This is a genomic window from Mycobacterium sp. (genome assembly GCF_035314905.1).
GTDB lineage: Bacteria > Actinomycetota > Actinomycetes > Mycobacteriales > Mycobacteriaceae > Mycobacterium.
The window spans coordinates 1-2440 of the sequence record NZ_DATFYW010000066.1 but is presented as its reverse complement, the minus strand read 5'-3'; the positions used below and the strand labels follow the sequence as shown (position 1 = coordinate 2440).

Annotated in this window: 4 protein-coding genes; all 4 read left to right on the top strand. The window is 71.1% G+C overall.

Translation table 11 applies throughout. The features are described 5' to 3' along the window. Positions 1–323: PPOX class F420-dependent oxidoreductase (locus VKG81_RS05140; RefSeq protein ID WP_324390323.1), on the top strand; the 323-nt coding region annotated here is incomplete at its 5' end. A gap of 1 nt (position 324) precedes the next feature. Further along, positions 325–741, top strand: coding sequence for a PPOX class F420-dependent oxidoreductase (locus VKG81_RS05135; RefSeq protein ID WP_324390321.1), 417 nt, complete (start codon positions 325–327; stop codon positions 739–741). Between the two features lie 4 nt (positions 742–745). Continuing rightward, complete coding sequence (locus tag VKG81_RS05130) at positions 746–1225, top strand: FxsA family protein (protein ID WP_324390318.1); 480 nt, start codon at positions 746–748, stop codon at positions 1223–1225. Between the two features lie 12 nt (positions 1226–1237). Further along, the coding region (locus VKG81_RS05125) for an amidohydrolase (RefSeq protein ID WP_324390316.1) at positions 1238–2440 on the top strand (1203 nt) is incomplete at its 3' end.

Below are 2440 nucleotides of genomic sequence, written 5' to 3'. Positions count from 1 at the left end.
AGGACGGCAGACCCAAACCCACACCGATCTGGGCCGCGCCGGACGGGGACCGCCTGCTCGTCATCACCGAGGAGAACTCCTGGAAGGTCAAGCGGATCCGCAACACCCCGCGGGTCACCGTCGCCGCGTGCGACATGCGCGGCAACCCGAAAAGCGACGCGGTCGAGGCTACCGCCACCATCCTCGCCAAGTCGGAGACCGACAACGTCTACCACGCGATCGGTCAGCGCTACGGCATCGTCGGCAAGGTGTTCAATCTGTTCAGCAGGTTGCGGGGCGGCCGGGAGCGCAACGTCGGTCTGGAACTGAAGGCCGCGAGCTGACGTGGCGCCGACGTTCGACGATGTCTACCGGTCGAAGTATCTGCTGCTGACGACGTTCACCAAGGACGGTCGTCCCAAGCCGACAGCCATCTGGGGCGTGCCCGACGGCGACCGTCTGCTCGTGATCACCGACGACGGCTCCTGGAAGGTGCGGCGGATCCGCAACACCCCGGGGGTCACCCTCGCGAGATGCGGGGCGCTGGGCAGACCGAAGGGCGAACCCGTGGAAGCGGTGGCACGGGTGCTGCCGAAGTCGGAGACGAGAAGGGTGTACGAAGCGATCCTGAAGCGCTACTGGTGGCACGCCTGGTGGTTCTATGCGCACACGCTCGTTCGGGGCGGCATCGACAAGGTTCACGTCGGCCTTCAGATCCGGGCCGCCGGTGTAGGAACCCCGTCCGGTGCCGACACGTTGTGATGACATGGTGGTGCCGCTGTTCTGGATTTACGTCGTGGTCGAACTCGCGGCGGTTGTCGGGCTGGCCTCGACGATCGGCATCGGCTGGACCCTTCTGATTCTGCTGGCGACCTTCGTCGTCGGCCTGTCGGTGGCGGGCTCGCAGATCAAGCGCCAGGCGCGACGGCTGCGAGACGGCATGACCACGCCGCAGGGCGCGGTCAGCGACGGCGCGCTCGTCGCGCTGGGCGCCCTGCTGGTCGTCATTCCCGGCCTGGTGACATCGGTGCTGGGGCTGCTGTTTCTGCTGCCGCCGACCCGCGCCGCCGCCCGTCCGGTGGTGACCTTCCTGGCCGTTCGCGGCATCGGGCGCCGCGCACCGCTCATCACGGTGGCCGGCATGGGTGCCCCCGCCGGTTCGCCCGGCCGCGGCGACTACATCGACGGCGAGGTGATCGACGTTACCGACATCGAGCCGCCCGCCCTGCCGCACAAGCCCGACTAACTGCGGCCGGCGTTGCCAACGCTGCTGGTCAACGGGCGGATCTGCAGCCCGTCGCACCCCGACGCCACCGCAATGGTGGTGCGTGACGGTGTCGTGGCCTGGCTGGGCAGCGACGACGTCGGTCGGGCTCAGTTCCGCGGCGCCGAGATCTGCGACCTCGACGGTGGCTTCGTCGCGCCGGCGTTCGTCGACAGCCACGTTCACCTCACCGCCACCGGCCTCACCCTGGCAGGCCTCGACTTGGGGCAGGCCACCTCGTTGGCGCACTGTCTGCGACTCATCGGCGACTACGCCCGTGCACATCCCGACGGCCCGCTGTGGGGCCACGGCTGGGACGAGTCAAACTGGCCGGAGCCGGTCGCGCCGAGCACCGACGACCTTGACGGCGTGCTGGGCGACCGGCCCGCGTATCTGGCCCGGGTCGACGTGCACTCGGCAGCGGCGTCGACGGCGCTGCGCCGCGCGGACCCGGATCTGCCCGCGTGCGGCGGGTTCCACGCGCAGCGGCCGTTGACGGCGGACGCGCATCACCGGGTGCGGGCCGCCGCGCGTGCACTGTTGAGCGCCGAGCAGCGGGCACACGCGCGCGTTGCCGCGCTCGATGCGGCCGCCTGCAACGGCATCGTCGCCGTCCACGAATGCGCCGGGCCCGACATCGGCGGACTGGACGACTGGCTTGAAATCCGCGGGACGGTCCACGGGGTCGAGGTGGTCGGTTACTGGGGGCAGGCGGTGACGGGCGCCGACGAAGCTCGCAGGCTCGTCGATGCCACCGGCGCGCACGGCCTGGCCGGCGACCTGTTCGTCGACGGTGCGCTCGGGTCACACACCGCCTGGCTGCGCCGGCCGTACGCCGACGCCGCCCACTGCGGCAGCGCCTACCTCCGGGCCGACGCGATCGAAGCCCACGTCGGCGCCTGCACCGAGGCCGGCATCCCGGCCGGCTTTCACGTCATCGGCGACGCCGCGGTGACCGCCGTCGTCGACGCGTTCGCCGCCGTCGCGGACCGGTGCGGGGTCGCCGCGGTGGCGCGCTGCGGGCACCGGCTCGAGCACTTGGAAATGATCACCGCCGAGCAGGCCGACCGGCTGGGGAGGTGGGGCGTGATCGCCAGCGTGCAACCGAATTTCGATGCGCGGTGGGGCGGGGACGACGGCATGTACGCGCGCCGGCTGGGCCGTCAGCGAGCCCGGCTGCTGAACCCGCTGGCGCTG